Below are 18,521 nucleotides of genomic sequence, written 5' to 3'. Positions count from 1 at the left end.
GCCACTGTCACCGCCCGTACGCGCCGCCGTATTGGACGAATGTTCCCGCGGGCGGCTCCGGCAGCTCGCCTAACATGGAACGGTGCGGACCTTCGAGCACGGTACGGCCGTGTGGGATGTCGCCTGCCCGGCACGGCCCAGCCGGGTGGCCGGTGTCACCATGGCCGGGTTCCGCGTACGTGACCTGGACGCGCTCCGGATGGTCCCGCACCCCGCGGTGACGCTGCTGCTGGAGTTCGGAGAGGGCGTGCCCGTCGTGGACTGCGCCCCCGGGCAGCGGCGGCGGCAGTGGCAGAGGCAGCGGGGGAGCATCGTCGCCGGCCCCGGGCTCGGGTCCGGAGGCGCGGTGTGGGCGCGGGGGAAGAACGTCGAGTGCGTACAGGTGCGCCTGTCCCCGGTGATCGCACGCGCGGTCCTGGGCGTTTCCCCCGCCGAAATGGACGGCGCCGTGGTGTCCCTCGACGACCTGTGGGGCCGGGAGGCGGCCCGGATACGGGAGCGGCTGGGCGAAGTCCTCTCGTGGCAGGGCCGTTTCGCGCTGGCGGACGCGCTGCTCGTACGGCGCCACGCGGCCGGTGCGCCCGTGGACCCGGAGGTGGCGTGGGCCTGGGCGCGGATCGTACGCGGGCGTGGCCTCGTACGGGTCGACGGGCTCGCGGAGGAGGTCGGATGGAGCCGCAAGCGCCTGTGGTCCCGGTTCCGGTCGCAGCTCGGGCTGCCGCCCAAGCGGGCCGTGAGGCTGGTCCGCTTCGACCGTGCGGCCCACCGCCTGGTCGCGGGCGAGGACGCGGCCGGAGTCGCGGCGGGCGCCGGGTACGCAGACCAGTCGCATCTGCACCGCGACGTGGTGGCCTTCGCCGGGGTCACTCCCGGAGCCGTGGCCGCCGAGCCGTTCCTGGCGGTTGACGACATCGCCTGGCCCGGTCAGGGCAGCGCCCGCCGCGACACGCCCTAGCGCAGCACGGCCGCCGACTCCGGCGGCAGCACCAGCACCCCGTCGTACTCCGTGCCCGACGGCGCCCAGGCCGCGAGGAGTTCCTGCGGCGGGTCAGTGAGGGGGATCTCCGCCTTGTGGTGCGGGGAGAGGTTGACGGCGGCGTGCAGGGAGCCGCTGCGGAAGATCAGCCAGCGGGCGGACTCGTCGTACGTGACGTGGATTTCGCCCAGTGGCACCTGCGCGAGCAGCGGGTGGGCGTGGCGGATCGCGAGCAGCTCCCGGTGCCAGGTGAGCAGAGCGGCGTGCGGGTCGCGTTCCGGTTCCGTCCAGTCGAGGCACGAGCGCCGCCGGGTGCCGGCCGACTGCGGGTCCGGTACGGCCGCGCCGTCCCAGCCCTGGCCGGCGAACTCGCGGCGGCGGCCCGACCGTACGGCCTCCGCGAGCTCCGGGTCCGGGTGGTCGGTGAAGTACATCCAGGGCGTACGGGCGCCCCACTCCTCGCCCATGAAGAGCATCGGTGTCAGCGGCGACAGCAGGACCAGCGTCGCCGCGCACGCGAGCAGGCCGGGGGAGAGGGACGCCGCGAGGCGGTCGCCGCGCGCGCGGTTGCCGATCTGGTCGTGGTTCTGCGCGTAGCCGACGAAGTGGTCCGCGCAGACGGCGGGCGCGCCGGGCAGCACGGCCCTCGCCGGGCCGGGGAAGAGGGGCGCGCCGTGCCGGCGGCCGCGGAACGCCGAGTACGTGCCGTCGTGGAAGAAGCCGCTCCTGAGGGTCTTGGCGACGGCGGCGAGCGGCGCGGCGGCGAAGTCGGCGTAGTAGCCGTGCGATTCGCCGGTCAGGGCGGTGTGCACGGCGTGGTGGAAGTCGTCGTTCCACTGGGCGTGCAGGCCGTGCCCGTGCAGGGCGCGCGGCGCCGTCGTACGGGGGTCGTTGCTGTCGGACTCCGCGATCAGGAAGAGGGGGCGGCCGGTGTGCGCGGCCAGCCGGTCGACGGCGGCGGAGAGTTCGGCGAGGAAGTGCCCGGCGCGCGTGTCGGCGAGCGTGTGCACGGCGTCCAGCCGGAGCCCGTCCAGCCGGTAGTCGTCGAGGAACGCCAGGGCGCTGCCCGCCAGATACGCGCGCACCTCGTCCGAACCGGGCCCGTCCAGGTTCACGGCGTCACCCCACGGCGTGCGGTGCCGGTCGGTGAAGTACGGACCGAAGGCAGGGAGATGGTTGCCGTATGGGCCGAAGTGGTTGTGCACGACGTCCAGTACGACCCCGAGGCCCGCGCCGTGCGCCGCGTCCACGAACCGCTTGAGGCCGTCGGGCCCGCCGTACGGCTCGTGCACCGCCCAGGGCGACACGCCGTCGTAGCCCCAGCCGTGCCGGCCGGGGAACGGGCAGACCGGCATCAGTTCGACGTGGGTGACGCCCAGCGCGGCCAGGTGCGGCAGCCGGCCGACGGCGGCGTCGAACGTGCCCTCAGCGGTGAACGTGCCGACGTGCAGCTCGTACAGCACCGCCCCCGGCAGCGAACGGCCCCGCCACAGGTGCTGCCACTCGTACGTGCCGTGGTCGACGACCGCGCTGAGCCCGTCCGGGCCGTCCGGCTGGCGGCGGGAACGGGGGTCGGGCAGCGGGGGGCCGCCGTCCAGCCTGAAGCCGTAGCGCGCGCCGGGCTCGGCCAGCGCGCGTACCTCGGCGCTCGCCGTCCACCAGCCCGCGCGCGCCGGATCGCGCTCCCGCCGCATGGGGTGCTCGCGCCCCTCCAGCAGCAGCGTGACCCGTTCCGCCAGTGGCGCCCACACCTCGAACAGCATGGTCTCCATGCTGCGGCAGCGCGTGCCGTGACGCTACGGCGCGCGCTGCCGCGTCCCACTACGGAGTGCCGCCGCGGGTGTTACGGAGTGCCGTACGGCGTCACCCGGCGGGCGGCGTCATGCAGTAGCGGTGCTGCGTGACCGGGTACCCCGCCTTGGCGAACGAGGCCGCCATCGGCGCGTTCCCCAGGTCCGTACTGGCCGCGATCGACTCCGCGCCCCCGCCGACCAGCTGGTGGGTGCTGTCGGCGAGGAGGTCGTACGCGTACCCGTGGCCGCGCTGCTCCGGTACGACACCGATGAACGCCACGCACGGCCCGCTCGGGATCAGACCGGGCACGTGCAGCCCGACCAGTTCGCCGTCCGGGGTGTACGCCAGGCGCCACCACTCGCGCGGTGAACGCATCCGCAGCAGGTGGTCCATGTCCTCCCGCGCGGCCACCTCGATGCCCTTCTCCGGGTCGTCCGGGCCGACGGTGGCGAGGGCGTGCAGGGCGTGCGCGTCGAGCGTGCCGCGCGTGATGCGGCGCAGCACGTCGAGGATCACGGCGTCGTCCGGTTCGGGCCGGAAGACGAGCCGTCCGGGCAGCGCGGGCAGCCCGCGGTCCGGCGTCCAGTCGTACCGGAACCGCTCCACGAGCAGCCGGTACCCGGCGGCCTCCGCCGCGCCGATACGGGCCTCGGCGGCGGCACGCGTGCCGGGCGTGTCACGCCAGCCCGGCGGCAGGATCAGTTCGTATTCGACGCGCGGGGTGGCCTCGCGCAGCAGCCGTACGGCGGTGTCGTGCTCGCCGGGCGCGAAGTCGAACCAGTCGAGCAGCAGCGGTTCCGTCGCGCCGGGCGGCGCCCAGAAGGCGGCACGTGCGACGGCGCGGCCGCCGCGGAGCGCGACCCAGGTCCACTCGGGGCGGTACTCGCCGCCCTCGGCGACGGTGGTGTACGGGCGGCCGAGCAGTGCGCGGCCGACGGTCCCCGGGTCGTCCAGGGAGGTGAAGAGAGCGCGCGCGTCGGCTTCGACGAGCGGGTGGATGACCGTGTCGGTCATGGAGAGAAGTTCCTTCCGGAAGGCGTCGAAGCGCTCCCGGTCAGCCGTGAGTTGACGCCCGGGGGGTGAGGCGGGAGCGCGGTGTCGTGCTGCGGTGTTCGGTGCCGCGGTGCATCTGCTCTCGCCTCCTTCCGTCCGTTCGCGGGCGTGTCCGTACGGTAGCCGCCGCCCGCGGGGCGTGTCCACGGGGTTTCCGCGGCGGCGGAGTTCGGCGGCGGAGTTCGGCGTCGCGCGGCCGGAACCGGACCGGTGCTGTTCGCTGTCTGTACTGGTCAGGGCCGAACCCACCGGGGCGGCCGCGACGTTGATCGCCTCAGGGCCGTCCGCCGTGTCTGACATCCGGCGGAGATTCTGCGGCGATCAGCAGCCTGGACAGGAATTACAGCCCTACGGAGAATGAGCCGATGACCCCACTCGAGTACCGTGCGCAACCTCCGCGTGTGTCGGACGCGGACCGGGAGCGTGCCCTCGAGGTGCTGCGTGAGAGCGCGGTGGCGGGCCGGGTTTCGCAGGACACGTTCCTGCGCCGGATGGAAGTGATCCTCCAGGCGCACCAGCACGACGAGCTGGACGCCGCCGTACGGGACCTGCACAGCCGCCGGCGGGGCACCCGCTGGGTGTTCCGGGCGGTCGGGGCGCTGTCCTCGTTCCCCATGATGGTGCGCAGGGCGTGGCAGAAGGAGCGGCTGCCCGAGCTTCTCCTGCCGCAGCCCGGCCCGTACCCGCTGTCGATCGGCCGGGCGCCCGGCTCGGTGCTGCGGCTGAACGACTTCTCCGTCTCCCGGCTGCACGCGCAGCTGCGCAGCACGGACGACGGCTGGACGCTGCGCGACCTCGGCTCCAGCAACGGCACCTGGGTCAACGGGCGCCGCGTCACGGGCACGACGGTCGTACGGCCGGGGGACGAGGTCCGGTTCGGACAGGTCGGCTACCGGCTGACGGCACCCTGACGGTTCCCCGGCCGGTCCGCTCTTTCAAGCCCGTCCGGGGCGTTTGAGGACGGCCCTCAGCCAGGGATGTGGGGCAGTCGCCGGTGGGCGGTCACCGAATCGTGCGCCGGGCGCGGCGCGTGAGGGCCGGGGTTCGTCCTCAATCGCCGGACGGGCTGGGTTTGCTGAGGTGCGCTTTCCATCTGCCGCTACGGAGAGGCGGAAGCCAGGGCGGGCCCCCAGGGCCTCCGTCGCGCCGGGCGCGGCCCGGGGGCGGGCCGGGGGCCGGTCACTCCCGGAGGAGCAGTGCCACCGGGGCGTCGTCCAGCAGCTCCGCGACGTCCCGCGTGCCGCCCCCTTCCACCGCGCGGTCCGTCAGCAGTTCGCGCCAACGCCCGTCCGGCAGCGGCAGTTCCGTGCCGCGCCAGCCGCCCGCGTCGTGCAGTCGCCGCGCCAGCCGTGTGACGACGCTGGCGACCGCGCCGGAGCGCACGAACGCCACGCAGTGCCCGGCGGCCGGGCCGGTGGCGCGCAGCGGGGCGTAGGAGGCGGTGTCCAGGAACAGTTCCGGGCGGTCGCGGCGCAGCCGCAGCGCCGTACAGGTCAGCCGCAGCTTCTCCCGGTCCGCGCCCCTGCCCGCTGCCGCACCGTCGAAGTCGTCCGGGACGCCGAGCGCGCCGGGCGGGCGCCGGTTGTCGGGGTCGACGAGGGCGTGGTACGGGCGCTCCGTGCCCATGTACAGGTCCGGGACGCCCGGCATCGTCAGCTGGAGCAGCGCCATGCCCAGCTGGTTGGCGCGCACGTACGGCCACGCCTCCTTGGCCCACTCCGCCAGCGCGTAGAGCGCGGGCCCGCAGGGGCCGTCCGCCGCGAACTCCGCGACCGCGCTCTCGTACGCCTCGTCCGGCGCCGTCCAGCCGGTCCGCAGCGCGGCCTCCCGTACGGCCTTCAGCAGCGCCTCCGTCAGACGTTCCACGCTGGGGGTGCCCAGTGCCACCGCCGTCTGCCAGGCGGTCCACGCGAGGTGCGGGTCGGGCGCGTCGCGGCCGGTGGCGCGGGCGGTCTGCCGGGTGACGGCCGTCAGCAGGTCGCGCCACCGCTCCGGGCACTCGGTGAGCGCGGTGACCGCCGCACGCGCGTCGGCGCTGCGCTTCGTGTCGTGCGTGGACAGCGCGGTGGCGGTGGTCGGCCAGTCGCGCTGGACGCGCGCGCAGTACGCGTGGAACTCCTCCGGTGACACGTACGGGTGCCCCGGGTCGCCGCCCACCTCGCAGGCGGAGAGCAGCGGCGCGTACCGGTAGAACGCGGTGTCCTCGACGGCCTTGGCCCGCAGCGCGGACGACACCTGGGCGAAGCGGGCAGCGAAGTCGCGCGGCGCGGGCCCGTCGCCGAGCCGCCCGAGCGCCAGGTCCCGTACGACGTCCACCGCCTCCGCCTCGCGCGGGTCGCCGTACGTGCCGCCCCCGCCGCCCCCGCCATCAGCGGCGTGCGCGCGGGCGAACGCCGCGCGCGCCTTTTCCGCCGCCGTCTCCAGCGTCCGCGTGTCGGCCTCGCCGGCCGGGCGCCCGGCGGTGGCGTACGGGCGGTAGACCGGCAGCCGTACGAGTACCTCGCGCAGCGCCGTACGGAGCGCGGGCGGCGCGTGGTCGCGCAGCCGCAGCCCGTCGGCCTCCTCGCAGGCGCGGACGGCCGTACGGGTCAGCCGGTCGGTCTCCGCGGCGAGCTCGCCCGTGAGCACCTTGTACGCGGCGCGCCGTACGGTGGCGTGCCAGTCGCCGCCCCGGTCGTCGGGCACGCCGGTGAACTCGCGGTAGTGGGCGGTGAGTTCGGCGTGCCCGTACGGGTCGGTGAACAGGCCGTCGACGCGGTGCAGGGCGTCGTATCCGGTGGTGCCGTCGACCGGCCAGCGGGCGGGCAGCGTCTCGTCGCGGGCGAGGATCTTCTCGACGACCGTCCAGCGGCCGCCGGTCGCCTTGTGCAGCCGCCGCAGATAGCCGGCCGGGTCGGCGAGACCGTCCGGGTGGTCGACGCGCAGCCCGTCCGCCACGCCGTCGCGGAGCAGCCGCAGCACGGTGGCGTGGGTCGCGTCGAACACCGCCGGGTCCTCGACGCGGACGCCGATCAGCTCCGAAACGGTGAAGAACCGCCGGTAGTTCAGCTCGCTGCGGGCCAGCCGCCACCAGGCCAGCCGGTAGTGCTGGGCGTCCAGCAGCTCCGGCAGCGGCAGCCCGTCCGTACCGTCCCGCAGCGGGAGCACGTGCGGCCCGTACCGCAGCACGCCGCCCTCCACCCGCAGCGCGTCCTGCTCCGTACGGAGCGGCCCCGCGAGCACGGGCAGCAGCATCCGCCCGCCGCCCGCCGCCCAGTCCACGTCGAACCAGCGCCCGTACGGCGAGCCCGGCCCCTCCCGCAGCGTCTCCCACAGCGGGAGGTTGAGCCGTACGTCGGCGGGCACCGCCATGTGGTTCGGCACGATGTCCAGCACCAGCCCCAGCCCGTGCCGCCGTGCCGCGTCGGAGAGCGCGCGCAGTCCCGCCTCGCCGCCCAGCTCGGCGCGTACGGTGCCGTGGTCGGTGACGTCGTAGCCGTGCGCGGAGCCGGGCACGGCGGTCAGCACGGGGGACAGGTGCAGGTGCGACACGCCGAGCCGGGCGAGCCGCGGCACGGCTTCCTCGGCGGCGGCGAACGGGAACTCCGGCCGGAGCTGCAGCCGGTAGGTGGCGGTCGGTGTCATACGCGCCTACGTACCCCGCCGCGTGCCCCCGGTACGCAGCGCCACCCGCCCGGTGCACGCCCACATGCGCGTTCCCGCCGCCGCGCCCGTTCCCGCCGCCGCGCCCGCCTGCGGCGTACGCCCCTCAGCCCGGCCGCTGGAGGACGACCAGGCTGCGGTCGGTGAGGGTGAGGCGGTCGCCCGCGATGACCTTGGCGCCGCCGCCCTCCGGCACCGGGTCCTCGTCGGCCGTGTCCACGATGACCTGCCACTGGCGTCCGTGGTCCACCGGGACGACGAACTCCTGCGGCGCGTGCCGGGCGTGGAACATCAGCAGGAACGAGTCGTCCGTGACGCGTTCGCCGCGCGGGCCCGGCTCGGAGATCGCGCTGCCGTTCAGGAACACCGTCAGCGACTTGGCCTGCGCCTCCTGCCAGTCGCGCTGCACCATCGCGTCGCCCTGCGGAGTGAACCAGGCGATGTCGGACAGCTCGTCGTGCGTGCCCTCCACCGGGCGGCCGTGGAAGAAGCGGCGGCGCCGGAAGACCGGGTGGTCGCGGCGCAGCCGGACCATCGCGCGGACGAACGCGCACATCTCGTCCTCCTCGCCCGGCGCCGGCCAGTGCACCCAGGACAGCTCGCTGTCCTGGCAGTACGCGTTGTTGTTGCCGTGCTGCGTACGGGCGAACTCGTCGCCGTGGCTGAGCATCGGCACGCCCTGGGACAGCATGAGCGTGGCGATGAAGTTCCGCATCTGCCGCCGGCGCAGCCGCAGCACCGCCGGATCGTCCGTGGCGCCCTCGGCGCCGCAGTTCCAGGACCGGTTGTGGCTCTCGCCGTCGCGGTTGTGCTCGCCGTTGGCCTCGTTGTGCTTGCCGTCGTACGCCACCAGGTCGTGCAGGGTGAAGCCGTCGTGGCAGGTGACGAAATTGATGGAGGCGAGCGGGCGCCGTCCGTCGTCCTGGTAGAGGTCGGAGGAGCCGGTGAGCCGGGAGCCGAACTCGGCCAGCGTGCGCGGCTCGCCGCGCCACAGGTCCCGTACGGTGTCGCGGTAGCGGCCGTTCCACTCGGTCCACAGCGGCGGGAAGTTCCCCACCTGGTAGCCGCCCTCGCCCACGTCCCAGGGCTCCGCGATCAGCTTGACCTGGCTGACCACCGGGTCCTGCTGCACCAGGTCGAAGAACGACGACAGCCGGTCCACCTCGTGGAACTGCCGGGCCAGGGTGGCGGCGAGGTCGAAGCGGAAGCCGTCCACGTGCATCTCGGTCACCCAGTACCGCAGCGAGTCCATGATCAGTTGCAGCACGTGCGGGCTGCGCATGAGCAGGGAATTGCCGGTGCCGGTGGTGTCCATGTAGTAGCGGGGGTCGTCCGCGAGCCGGTAGTACGAGGCGTTGTCCAGGCCGCGGAAGGACAGCGTGGGGCCGAGGTGGCTGCCCTCGGCGGTGTGGTTGTAGACGACGTCGAGGATCACCTCGATGCCGGCCTCGTGCAGCGCGCGTACGGCCTGCTTGAACTCGAGCACCTGCTGGCCGCGGTCGCCCCAGGAGGCGTACGCGTTGTGCGGGGCGAAGTAGCCGAGGGTGTTGTAGCCCCAGTAGTTGGTGAGACCGCTGTCCGCGAGCCGGTTGTCCGTCACGAACTGGTGCACCGGCATCAGTTCCAGCGCGGTCACCCCGAGGCCGGTCAGATGGTCGATGACGGCCGGGTGGGCGAGCGCCGCGTACGTGCCGCGCAGCTCCCGCGGCAGCTTCGGATGCAGCATGGTGAGGCCCTTGACGTGGGCCTCGTAGATCACCGTGTGGTGGTAGTCGGTGCGCGGGAGCCGGTCGTGGCCCCAGTCGAAGTACGGGTTGACGACCACCGCCGAGACGGTGTGCGGCGCCGAGTCGAGGTCGTTGCGCCGGTCGGGGGCGCCGAAGTGGTAGCCGTAGACGGCCTCGTCCCAGTCGATGCGGCCGCTGACCGCCTTGGCGTACGGGTCGAGCAGCAGCTTGGCGCTGTTGCAGCGGTGGCCGCGCTCGGGCTCGTACGGGCCGTGCACCCGGTAGCCGTACCGCTGACCCGGCATCACCCCCGGCAGATAGGCGTGGCGTACGAAGGCGTCGGACTCGCGCAGCTCGACCGCCGTCTCCGAGCCGTCCTCGTGCAGCAGGCACAGCTCGACGCGGTCGGCGGCCTCGGAGAAGACCGCGAAGTTCGTGCCCGCCCCGTCGTAGGTGGCGCCAAGCGGATACGCGTGTCCCGGCCAGACCTGCATGCGATGACTCTTCCACTGAGAAGGGTGGGGGCACTGCGCACGCACGTGGTGTACGTGGTGCGCGCCGTGCCGGACGAACGCGGTCGAAGGGGGGCATTCGTCCAACCGAAGCCGCTGGGCGGCGCTTTCACCGCATCTCCCTTCGTCCGCGAGGCAACCCCGGCCGAGTTCGGCCCGTCCTGCTGGTCGACAGCTGCATAAGAGTATGCAGGCAAATGGGACACAAATGAAAACAAGGGGGAGTAAGTAGGCATAAGGCTGCTCCGCCATCCGGGGAAAGTGGTGGCGGGTTCGGCCACCGCCGTGACCTGCACGGCCCTGATGGTCGCGGTGACACTCCCGGGTGGCGCCTCGGGCGGCGACCGCGACGGGGCATCGGAGCGGCACGGGCGGCACGGGCGGGGCGGGGGCCGGCTCAGGCGGCCGGGCAGCGGCCCGGCACCGACGAGGCGGCACCCGAGGAGGGGGGAAGGGCACGGGCCGCGACCCGCTCACCGAGGACGAGACGCGGCGTGCCGGACGGCTCGCGCTCGACCGGGCGCTCCGGGAGATCGTCCCCGGCCACACCGACAAGTACGTGGGACGTAGTCACACTAGGCACCGCGTCTACGTCACCGACTGCAAGAGGTGCGAGCAGTTCGCCGGCCGCAGCGTGGGCGACTGCGGCTGCCGGTGCACTGGTGGGGCTTCCGGCTCGCGCCGCGCGACGTCACCGCGATGCACCCGCTGACTCCCCGGGAGCTGTCCGGACACAACGGGCACTACGGCCCGGCGAGTTAGCCGGAGAAATGGTGAGGACTCGGCGGCACACCGTCGCACCGCCACCCGGGTGCAGTAGTCTTCCTTGATCGAACAACAGGGTCCCGGAAGGCGGTGCGCAGGTGGGCTCGGGAGGGCTTGAACTCCCTCCAGGTGAGGGCAACGGCGGTGGAGGAGAAGCCGCCGACGTGCCCTCCGGCGCGGTGTCACTGGCACGGCCCATGGAGATCGGCGCGGACCTGGACTGGGGCGCGGACGCGTGGACGGAGGTGCGCACCCGCGCGCAGCGCGCCGGGCGGGCGTACATCTGGCTGAATCTCGTCGAACAGCGGCTGCGTGCCGTCGTGGCCGCCGTCCTCCGCCCCATATACGAGCCCGTGCACGGGGACGAGTGGGTGATAGCCGCGGCCGGCCCCGCCGGGCAGGAGTGGGTGCAGCGGGCCGTGGCCGTACGCGAGGTGAGCAGGCGCAAGGGCTACCTGCTGGACCCGGCGGACGACACCGTCCTCTCCTTTCTGACCCTGCCTCAGCTGCGCGAGCTGATGGTGCAGCACTGGCCGTGCTTCGAGCCGTACTTCGTGGAGCGGCGCGAGGTCGAACTCGCCCTGGACGAGCTGGAAGTGGCGCGCAGCGCCGTCGCCCGCAACCGTGCCCTGTCGGAGACGGTCCTCGCCCAGGCCGAACGCATGTCCTCGCGCCTCCTCGAACTGCTCAGCACCCCCGGCAGCGCCGCCGCGCCGTCCGCGCACCGGCTGCCCGCTGACGCGCTCGAGGAGCTCGTCGGGGACCGCTTCGGCGACGTCGTGGGCGTGCACTCGGACCGCGTACGGCTCCAGCGGCAGCTGCCCGCCGAGGACCTGTTCGGCGGGGCGCGGCGGCTCGACGCGGTGGGCATCGGACTGAACCTGCTGGTGCAGAACTACAGCGGCCGCCGCTTGGTGCGGCTGGCCGAGTCCGGCTGCCGGGTGCGGCTGCTGTTCCTCAACCCGGCCAGCACCGCCGTACGCCGCCGCGAACGCGAACTCGGCCTGAAGAAGGGCGAGATGAGCCGCTCGGTGGAGATGAACATCCTCCACATGCGCCGGGTGCGGGCCCGGCTCCGCGACCCGGCCGCGTTCGAGATCAACGTGTTCGACGAGACGCCGCGCTTCACCGCGTACCTGGTGGACGGTGACAGCGCGGGCGGCCTGGCGGTCGTGCAGACGTACCTGCGGCGCGTACGCGGCATGGAGGCGCCGGTGTTCGTGCTCCGGGGCGGCAGCCGCGACCTCGTACAGGACGGGCGGGGCGACGAGGAGCACGGGCTGTTCGACACGTACCGCGAGGAGTTCGAGTCGGTGTGGACCGACTCGCGGCCCGTTTCCTGAAGTCCACGCCGCGGACCGCGCGCTACGGATGAGCGCGGGCGCCGTACGAGTGCCCGTTCCGCGCCTGATTTAACGGTATTTGCCCGTCACGGGTCCCGTAGAGGTGACGACCGTCACCGTTTGATTAACGTCTACAACTGTTCACCTGACTGGATGGTCTTTGTTGCGCGGGGTTCACCTTCACGACCACAGACCAGAGCAAATCCGCGATGCCAGCAGGAGCCACAGTGACCACACAGACCAGGGGGGACGACGCTGCGGCCGGCACGGCCGCGGCCGGTGCCACAGCGGTCGTTCTCGCGGGAGGGACGGGCCAGAGAGTCGGCCTGTCCATACCGAAGCAACTGCTGAAGATCGCGGGGAAGACGGTGATCGAGCACACCCTCGCCGTCTTCGAACAGGCCGACGGCATCGGCGAGGTGATCGTGCTGATGGCCCCCGGATACGTGGCCGACGTCGAACGGATCGTCGCCAGGGCCGGGTTCGCCAAGGTCACCCGGATCATTGAGGGCGGCACGACCCGCAACGAGACCACCGAGCGCGCCATCGCCGCCCTCAGCGAGGACCAGGCCGGCGGCGCCGACCGGAAGGTCCTCTTCCATGACGCCGTACGGCCGTTCCTCTCCCTGCGCGTGATCGACGACTGCGTGGCCGCACTCGACCGCTACGGCGCCGTGGACGTGGCGATCCCGTCCGCCGACACCGTGATCGTCACCCGTACGCACGGCGACGACGGCGAGTTCATCACGGACGTCCCCGACCGCTCGCGGCTGCGCCGCGGCCAGACCCCGCAGGCGTTCCGGCTGTCCACGATCCGCCGCGCGTACGAAGCGGCGGGCGCCGACCCGCACTTCCAGGCCACCGACGACTGCTCCGTGGTGCTGCGCTACCTGCCGGACGTGCCGATCCACGTCGTCCGCGGCGACGAGTACAACATGAAGGTGACGGAGCCGCTCGACGTCTTCCTCGCCGACAAGCTGTTCCAGCTCGCGTCCACCGCGGCACCGGCGCAGGCAGGCGAGAGCGCGTACCGGCGGCTGCTCGACGGCCGGACGATGGTCGTGTTCGGCGGCTCGTACGGCATCGGCGCCGAGATCGCCTCCCTCGCCCGCGCGTCCGGCGCCCGCGTCTACGCCCTGGGCCGCTCCAGCACCGGCACCCACGTCGAGAACCCGGGGCACGTCGAGGACGCGCTGGCGCTGGCGTACGGCGAGACCGGGCGCATCGACCACGTCGTGAACACCGCCGGGGTGCTGCGCATCGGCAAGCTCGCCGACACCGACAACGCCGGCCTGGAAGAGGCGCTCCGCGTCAACTTCCTGGCCCCCGTGCAGATTGCGCGGGCCGCGCACAAGTACCTCGCCGAGACCGGCGGCCAGCTGCTGCTCTACACCTCCAGCAGCTACACCCGCGGCCGCGCCGGCTACAGCCTCTACTCCTCCACGAAGGCCGCCATGGTCAACCTCACCCAGGCCCTCGCCGACGAATGGGCCGCCGACGGCATACGCGTCAACTGCGTCAACCCGGAACGCACCGCGACACCCATGCGCACCAAGGCGTTCGGCCGGGAGCCGGACGGTTCGCTGCTCTCCGCCGAGTCCGTGGCCCGCACCTCGCTGGACGTCCTGCTGTCCAGCATGACCGGCCACGTGATCGACGTACGGCAGCAGGACCCGATGCGCGGTACGGCCGCCGCCTCCGCCTTCGACCAGGCCCTCGCCACCGTCCTGGACCGCAGCACCGGCGCGGCGAGCGAGAGCGCGGGTGTGGTGTGACGGATCTGAAAGACGTGCAGAGCCCGGTCCTGCGCCGCTTCCGGGTGGCCTCCTTCGCCGAACTGGCCGCCGCCGCCACGATGCTGCTCAGCTACCCGCTGCTGGTGACCGCGGCACTGCTGCCGCACGCCGTGTTCTTCGCGGCGGTCTGCGCCGTCAGCTATCTCGCGGACAGCCAGCTGCACCGGCTCGGCAGCCCTCTCGTCGGCCAGCTCAGCAAGGTACGCGCGGGGCTCTCGCTGCGCTTCCTCGTACGGCAGCTCACGCTCGTACTACTGCTGTCCCGGATGGAACTGGCCGACGACCCGCTGACGTTCACGGCCATCGCCGCCTTCATCCTCTTCTACGGCCTCCAGGCCCCGCAGAGCGCGCTCACCACCGTGCTGCGCCGGCGCCGCCGACTGCCGGTCATCACCCGGAACATCGACCTGTCCGCGCTGCGGATCGCCGACGCGCCGCCCGCGCCGCTGACCCGGCGGGCCGCCGAGAAGATGCTGCACCTCGACCTGCCCGCCGTCGCCGGCGTGCTGGCGTCCGCGCAGACGGGCCGCACGGCGTACGGGTTCGCCGGCATGGCCGTGACGCTCGCGCTCGCCGTGCTCTACACCGCCGTGCTGACCGGTTGTCTGCGCAAGGGGAAGCTGCCGCCGGACACGGACGCCGTCCTGGAGTGGTGGGACGGCTGGCTGCGCGCCTACCGGCCCACCACCGTGCTGTACTTCTCCGGCTCCGCCCAGTCCACGTACCAGGTCAACATGTGGCTCCGCACGCTGGAGCAGCTGGACGGCAGACCGCTGGTGATCCTGCGGGAGCGGCACACGCTCACCGACCTCGGCGCCACCTCCGTGCCCGTCGCGTGCGTGCCGTCGGCCGTGCACCTGATGAACTCGGACCTGTCGATGGTGCGCGTCGCGCTCTACCCGGCGAACGTCGGCAAGAACATCCACCTGCTGCGGGTGCCGACGATGAAGCACGTCTTCATCGGGCACGGCGACAGCGACAAGATCGCCAGCGTCAACCCGTACAGCAAGGTCTACGACGAGGTGTGGACGGCGGGCAAGGCGGGCCGGGACCGGTACGCGCTGGCCGGAGTCGGCGTACGCGACGAGGACATCGTCGAGGTCGGCCGCCCGCAGCTGGCCCCGATCCGGCCGCCGCGGCAGCTGCCGCCGGACACCATCCCCACCGTCCTGTACGCGCCCACCTGGGAGGGCTGGACGGACGAGCCGGGCAACACCTCGCTCATCCTGGCCGGCGAGAACATCGTCCGGCGGCTGATCACGTCCGAGCGCCCCGTACGGGTCCTCTACAAGCCGCACCCCTTCACCGGCACCCGTTCCCCCGAGGCCGCCGCCGCGCACGCGCGGATCACCGCGCTCGTCGAGGAGGCCGCGCGGCAGCGCGCCGCCGAACCGGAGTGGGCGCGGCGGGCGGCGCGGGAGGAGGCCGCGCAGGCGGCCGCACGCGCCGAACTGGCCCGTGTCGACGCCCGGCTGGCGTGCCTCAGCGCCACGTCGGGGCAGGGCGCGGACGAGGCGCAGACGGCGCGCGACGCGCTGGCCGACCCCGCGCGCGAGGCCGAGATCACGGCGCTGCGGGCGGAGTGGAACACGCACTACTGGCGGTCGTTCGGCTGGTGGGAGCACCGGGTGATCACCGGCTCGTGGCCCGCGCTGTACGACTGCTTCAACGAGTCGGACGGCATGGTCTCGGACATCTCCAGCGTGGTGTCCGACTTCATCGCCAGCGGCAAGCCGTACGCCGTCACGGACTCCGCGGGGCTCGGCGTCGTCGAGTTCAAGCGGCAGAACACCGCCGTACGGGCCGCCGTCGTCCTGTCCAACGACGCGGCCGAACTCGGCGTGCTGCCCGGCGCGATCGCCGACCCGTCCGCGGACCCGCTGGCCACCGCGCGCGCGGAGCTCAAGTCGTATCTGCTGGGCCCCGACGAGCCGCCGTCCATCGAGCGCTTCAACACCGCGGTCCGTGCCCTCGGCGCCAAGGCCGAGGTCCGCAACTTGGAACGGGTCGGCTAGCGCTCACGCGCCCGCCGCCCGCGCCCCCACGCACCGACCCACCGAAAGGCCCGCACGTGGCAGCCAAACCCGCCGACCCCGTACCCGAGGAACTCCGGCGCCTGATGAAGTTCCTCCCCGAAGCGGACGACGAGGAGCGCGCCGCGCTCCTCGCGGGGGCACGGGACCTGCTCGGCGGCGGGGCGCGAGCGGGCGTCCTGCGGAAGCTGCCGCCGCTGGAGCGCGTGAAGTGGCATCTGGCGGCAGAGGGACGCGCCGGTGAACTCGTCGGCGTGGTGCGGTTCGAGCGGGAGAACCCGGCGGCGTTCCACGTACGGGGCCTGCGCCGGGCCCGTATCGAGCTGCCGTGCCTGGACACCGGTTCGCTGCCGGAGGAGGTGACGCGGCTGCGCGCGGGCGAGCTGCCCGTACGCGCCAAGCTCACCGGCATGACGTGGGAGGACGGCAAGCTCGTCGTACGCGGCTACGCGTACCTCGTCAACGTCCCCGCCGCCACCCGCTCCCGCGTCCCCCGGCTCGCCTGGCTGCGCCGGCGTGGCAGCAAGCGGCGGGTGCCGCTCGGTCTGCGCACCGTACGGGACCCGCGGGCCACGGCCGACTCGAAGCAGGCGCTGCACTGCTACGACTGGTCGGGGTTCGAGATCGCCGTCGACCCCGCCAAGTTCCGTACGGGCGGCGGCTGGTCGCCGGGGGAGTGGGTCCTGACCGTCGCCGTGCCGGGGCCGGGCGGCGCGCACCGCGGCGGCGTCCTGAAGACGCAGATCGGCACCAGCGGGCACTCGCAGGTGCGGTTCCCGGAGGACGGCGTACGGCTCGTCGCGGGCTTCGACGAGGACCGGCTGCGGTTCACCGTGGACCGGGTGCCGGCCGAAGTCACCGGGCACGCGCGGGCGGACGACGACCTGGAGCTGGCCGTACGCGTACGGGACGCGGTGTGGGCCGCGTCCGGGCCGGTACGGCTGCGGGTCGTACGGGCCGGTTCGGACGAGCCCGTGGACTACGAGCTGGTGGATCGCGAGCCGTCGGACCGGTCCGCGGAGAAGGCGGACGACGGCTGGCGGCACTGCGCGGCCCGGGTGCCGGTGCCGGAGCTGTACGTCGCGGCCACCGAGACCGAGAAGACCGCCGACTTCCACGCGAGCTTCCTCTTCGACGACGGCAGCACCCGCCGCGCCACCGTCGGCGCGGACTTCGCCGCGGGCTGCCACCTGCTGCCCGGGGGCCGCGAGATCGCCGTGACCACCGACGGGCCCGGCCTGCTCAAGCTGCACGACCGCATGCGGCAGCCGGTGCTCGACCGGCTGGAGTGGACGGACGAGGGCGAACTCCTCCTGGAGGGCGCCTACTCCGGGCCCGCCGAGAACACGGACCTGATCCTCCGGCACGGCGAGCGCTTCGAGGAGCGGGCACTGCCGCTCACGTTCGCCGACGGCCGGTTCACCGCACGCGTACGGCCGGAGGAGACCGAGTCGTACGGCGAACGGCTCCCGCTGCGCAAGGGCCGCTGGTACTTCTCGTTCCGCGCGCGCGGTGCACGGAGTCACAAGACGGACGCGCCGGTGAAGATCCGCGCCGATCTCGTGGACCGGCTGCCGCTGGAGCACACGGGCACGCACCGCACGTACACCCTCGAACGGCGCTTCTTCGACCGCGTGTTCCTCGCCTCCGGCCCGGTGCTCACGGACGGCGAGCGCGGCGCTTACCGGCAGCGGCTGCTGCGCGAGGACTTCACCGCCGAGTGCAAGACGCGGCCCCTGCGCGACGCCGTCTTCTACAACAGCTTCGGCGGCAAGCAGTTCTCGGACTCGCCCCGCGCCGTGTACGAGGAGCTGATGCGGCGCGGCCTGGACGTCGAGCACCTGTGGTCCGTCTCGGACCAGCAGGTGGCGCTGCCTCCCGGGGCGCGGCCCGTGGAGTGGCACAGCGCGGAGTGGTACGAGGCGCTGGCCCGCAGCCGTTACGTCGTCACCAACGTCGGCATCGGCGACTGGTTCGAACGGCGCGAAGGGCAGCGCGTCGTACAGACCTGGCACGGCACCCCGCTGAAGAAGATCGGCGCCGACCTGCTGGGCACGCCCAAGGCCAACCGCGCGTACATCGCGAGCCTGCCGCACCGCTCCCGGCAGTGGGACTTCCTCGTCTCCCCGAACGCGTTCACGACACCCATCATGCGGAACGCCTTCTGCTGCGAGACCGAGATCCTGGAGTCCGGCTATCCGCGGAACGACATCTTCCATGCCCCGGACCGGGACAAGACCGCCGCGCGCGTACGCGAGACCCTCGGCATCCCGAGTGGCCGGAAGGTGGTGCTGTACGCGCCGACCTGGCGGGACGACCAGCGGTACGGCGGGCAGCGGTTCAAGCTCGACCTGCACGTCGACCTCGCTGCGGCGGAACGCGCGCTCGGCGCCGACCACGTGTTCCTCTTCCGCAAGCACCCGAAGGTGCTCGACAGCATCCCCGGCGCCGGACAGGGCTTCGTCTGGGACGTGTCGGCGTATCCGGACATCGCGGAGCTGTACCTCATCGCGGACGTGCTGATCACCGACTATTCCTCGGCGTTCTTCGACTTCGCGCACTCCGGCCGCCCGATGCTGTTCTTCACCTACGACCTCGAGCACTACCGCGACACCCTCCGCGGCTTCTACTTCGACTTCGCCGCCCGCGCGCCCGGCCCGCTCGTCAAGACGTCGGAGGAGCTCGTACGGGCCCTGCGCGAGCTCGACACGGTCCGCGCCGAGTACGGTGACCGGTACGCGGAGTTCGTACGGGACTTCTGCGAGCCCGCGGACGGACTGGCCACCCGGCGGGTCGTCGACAGGATGCTGGAGGTAGACCGCTGACGATGCAGGGGCCCCGCTCGCATGCACCGCTCCCGCCGGAGCGGAAACCGCCGGG

10 protein-coding genes are annotated in these 18,521 nt (G+C 73.0%); 6 read left to right on the top strand and 4 right to left on the bottom strand.

All coding sequences use genetic code 11. The annotated features are described in order from the left end of the window. Window positions 1–82 precede the first annotated feature (82 nt). The gene (locus DVA86_RS09445) at window positions 83–955 is read left to right on the top strand and encodes an AraC family transcriptional regulator (RefSeq protein ID WP_208877339.1); all 873 of its coding nucleotides are present in this window, start codon (window positions 83–85) and stop codon (window positions 953–955) included. Here DVA86_RS09445 and treZ read toward each other — a convergent pair. Next, complete coding sequence (gene treZ / locus DVA86_RS09440; protein WP_208884548.1) at window positions 952–2,739, bottom strand: malto-oligosyltrehalose trehalohydrolase; 1,788 nt, start codon at window positions 2,737–2,739, stop codon at window positions 952–954. The genes DVA86_RS09445 and treZ overlap by 4 nt on opposite strands. 100 nt (window positions 2,740–2,839) lie before the next feature. Continuing rightward, window positions 2,840–3,784: a GNAT family N-acetyltransferase gene (locus DVA86_RS09435; RefSeq protein WP_208877337.1), complete on the bottom strand. Its 945-nt coding sequence runs from the start codon at window positions 3,782–3,784 to the stop codon at window positions 2,840–2,842. Window positions 3,785–4,188: 404 nt separating this feature from the next. On the opposite strand from DVA86_RS09435, the gene DVA86_RS09430 reads away from it, so the two are divergent. Beyond that, the gene (locus tag DVA86_RS09430; RefSeq protein WP_208877335.1) at window positions 4,189–4,734 is read left to right on the top strand and encodes an FHA domain-containing protein; all 546 of its coding nucleotides are present in this window, start codon (window positions 4,189–4,191) and stop codon (window positions 4,732–4,734) included. Between the two features lie 268 nt (window positions 4,735–5,002). Here DVA86_RS09430 and treY read toward each other — a convergent pair whose 3' ends face one another. After that, window positions 5,003–7,447 carry a malto-oligosyltrehalose synthase gene (treY, locus tag DVA86_RS09425; RefSeq protein ID WP_208877333.1) on the bottom strand — a complete coding sequence of 815 codons (2,445 nt, stop codon included), beginning with the start codon at window positions 7,445–7,447 and terminating at the stop codon, window positions 5,003–5,005. A gap of 124 nt (window positions 7,448–7,571) precedes the next feature. Beyond that, window positions 7,572–9,686, bottom strand: a complete 2,115-nt coding sequence (glgX, locus tag DVA86_RS09420) for a glycogen debranching protein GlgX (protein WP_208877331.1) — start codon at window positions 9,684–9,686, stop codon at window positions 7,572–7,574. A gap of 881 nt (window positions 9,687–10,567) precedes the next feature. Between glgX and DVA86_RS09415 the strand changes: the two genes are divergently transcribed. The 4 genes from DVA86_RS09415 to DVA86_RS09400 all read left to right on the top strand — a co-directional run bounded on the left by DVA86_RS09415 (window position 10,568) and on the right by DVA86_RS09400 (window position 18,466). After that, window positions 10,568–11,812, top strand: a complete 1,245-nt coding sequence (locus DVA86_RS09415) for an SAV2148 family HEPN domain-containing protein (RefSeq protein WP_208877329.1) — start codon at window positions 10,568–10,570, stop codon at window positions 11,810–11,812. A gap of 227 nt (window positions 11,813–12,039) precedes the next feature. Next, window positions 12,040–13,587 (top strand): bifunctional cytidylyltransferase/SDR family oxidoreductase, encoded by a 1,548-nt coding sequence (locus tag DVA86_RS09410; RefSeq protein ID WP_245996457.1) that lies wholly within the window; start codon window positions 12,040–12,042, stop codon window positions 13,585–13,587. An 80-nt stretch (window positions 13,588–13,667) separates the two neighbouring features. Further along, window positions 13,668–15,623, top strand: coding sequence for a hypothetical protein (locus DVA86_RS09405; RefSeq protein WP_425470973.1), 1,956 nt, complete (start codon window positions 13,668–13,670; stop codon window positions 15,621–15,623). Window positions 15,624–15,727: 104 nt separating this feature from the next. Beyond that, window positions 15,728–18,466, top strand: a complete 2,739-nt coding sequence (locus DVA86_RS09400; RefSeq protein ID WP_208884544.1) for a CDP-glycerol glycerophosphotransferase family protein — start codon at window positions 15,728–15,730, stop codon at window positions 18,464–18,466. Window positions 18,467–18,521 lie beyond the last annotated feature (55 nt).

It is taken from the genome of Streptomyces armeniacus (genome assembly GCF_003355155.1).
GTDB lineage: Bacteria > Actinomycetota > Actinomycetes > Streptomycetales > Streptomycetaceae > Streptomyces > Streptomyces armeniacus.
Note: the sequence above shows the minus strand (reverse complement) of the source record. Positions and strands in the feature narration are given on the sequence as shown.

Bases quoted from the DNA above. Each gene is read 5' to 3' on its own strand.
- DVA86_RS09405 (WP_425470973.1), top strand. From the start codon at position 13,668: ATGCTGCTCAGCTACCCGCTGCTGGTGACCGCGGCACTGCTGCCGCAC.
- treZ (WP_208884548.1), bottom strand. From the start codon at position 2,739: ATGCTGTTCGAGGTGTGGGCGCCACTGGCGGAACGGGTCACGCTGCTG.
- glgX (WP_208877331.1), bottom strand. From the start codon at position 9,686: ATGCAGGTCTGGCCGGGACACGCGTATCCGCTTGGCGCCACCTACGAC.
- treY (WP_208877333.1), bottom strand. From the start codon at position 7,447: ATGACACCGACCGCCACCTACCGGCTGCAGCTCCGGCCGGAGTTCCCG.
- DVA86_RS09400 (WP_208884544.1), top strand. From the start codon at position 15,728: ATGAAGTTCCTCCCCGAAGCGGACGACGAGGAGCGCGCCGCGCTCCTC.
- DVA86_RS09435 (WP_208877337.1), bottom strand. From the start codon at position 3,784: ATGACCGACACGGTCATCCACCCGCTCGTCGAAGCCGACGCGCGCGCT.
- DVA86_RS09430 (WP_208877335.1), top strand. From the start codon at position 4,189: ATGACCCCACTCGAGTACCGTGCGCAACCTCCGCGTGTGTCGGACGCG.